Origin of the sequence: Corynebacterium sp. TAE3-ERU30, from assembly GCF_019209925.1 — a bacterium.
Lineage (GTDB): Bacteria > Actinomycetota > Actinomycetes > Mycobacteriales > Mycobacteriaceae > Corynebacterium > Corynebacterium megadyptis.
Map to the genome: position 1 here is coordinate 1 of NZ_JAHUTO010000007.1, position 1,201 is coordinate 1,201.

At 71.8% G+C, this 1,201-nt stretch carries 3 protein-coding genes; all 3 read left to right on the forward strand.

The genetic code is table 11. The features are described 5' to 3' along the window. Window positions 1-293 (forward strand): hypothetical protein (locus KR227_RS10665; RefSeq protein WP_218365316.1); only part of this gene is annotated, 293 nt, incomplete at its 5' end. Beyond that, window positions 286-798 carry a GNAT family N-acetyltransferase gene (locus KR227_RS10670; protein ID WP_005442832.1) on the forward strand — a complete coding sequence of 171 codons (513 nt, stop codon included), beginning with the start codon at window positions 286-288 and terminating at the stop codon, window positions 796-798. The genes KR227_RS10665 and KR227_RS10670, both read left to right, overlap by 8 nt. After that, window positions 798-1,201 (forward strand): N-acetylneuraminate synthase family protein (locus KR227_RS10675; RefSeq protein ID WP_218365317.1); only part of this gene is annotated, 404 nt, incomplete at its 3' end. The genes KR227_RS10670 and KR227_RS10675, both read left to right, overlap by 1 nt.

Genomic DNA, 1,201 nt, shown 5'->3' on the forward strand with positions numbered 1-1,201 from the left:
AGTTGGAGGCCGGGCTGGAGCGGGTGCGTGGTGACCTGTTGTGGACCACGGGTGAGGTGCAGCGGCTCGTGCCGCACGTGGCGGCGCAGGAGGCGCAGCTGGAGGACCTGCGGGAGCGCATCGCCCTGACCCCGCCCGGCGATGACAAGCAGGCGGCGGAGGCGCGCACGTTGATCGAGGAGATCCAGCGTCAGCACGCGCAGATCCGGGTGCGGCTCGCGGGCATCGCGCGCTACGAGGACCGGCTGCGGGCGCTGGAGGAGGAGCGGGCGGGGCAGCCGGCGCATGACTGACCGTCGCGCGAACCCGCTCCGGCTGCGCCCGGCGGAGGAGGGGGACGCCGAGCTGCTGCTGCGGTGGCGCAACGACCCGGTCGCGCGTCGCTGGTCGCGGAACACGGGGGAGCTCGCCCTCGCCGACCACCTGGTGTGGTTGCGCGGGGTGCTCGCCTCGGACGACCGCGTGTTGCTCATCGCCGACGAGATCGAGGAGAACGCCGACACCGGGCCCACGCCGGTCGGGATGGTGCGGTTCGACCTGCTCGACGCGGCCGAGTGGGAGGTCAGCATCGCGATCGCTCCCGAGCACCGGGGACGACGACTCGCTCGTCCTCTGCTCGCCGAGGGCGAGCGGGAGCTTCGTCGGCGCCGCTCACCCGGTACCGTGCTGGCGACCGTGCACCGCGACAACACGGCGTCGGTGGCGCTGTTCCGTGCGGCCGGGTACGTACCGGAAGCCGACACCGACACCGACGGCTTCCTGCGGTTGCGCAAGGCAGTCGTGTTGGGAGATGGGTGATGACCTCGATTCGCATCGGCCGCCACGAGATCGGGCCCGACCACGAGCCGTTCGTGATCGCGGAGGTGTCCGGCAACCACAACGGCAGCCTGGACCGGGCGCTGGCCATCGTGGACGCCGTCGCGGACGCCGGGGCGCAGGCCGTGAAGCTGCAGACCTACCGCCCCGACACGATCACGATCGACGTCGACACGCCCGCGTTCCGGCTCAGCGACGACCACGAGTTGTGGAGCGGCGAGAACCTGTACGCCCTGTACGAGCGTGCGCACACGCCCTGGGAGTGGCACGAGAAGCTGTTCGCGCGCGCCCGGGAGCGTGGTCTGGAGGTGTTCTCCAGCCCGTTCGACCCCACGGCGGTGGAGCTGCTGGAGTCGCTCGACGCGCCCGCGTACAAGATCGCGTC

Excerpts from the sequence above, each read along its gene's own strand:
- KR227_RS10670 (WP_005442832.1), top strand. The coding sequence starts at position 286 with ATGACTGACCGTCGCGCGAACCCGCTCCGGCTGCGCCCGGCGGAGGAG.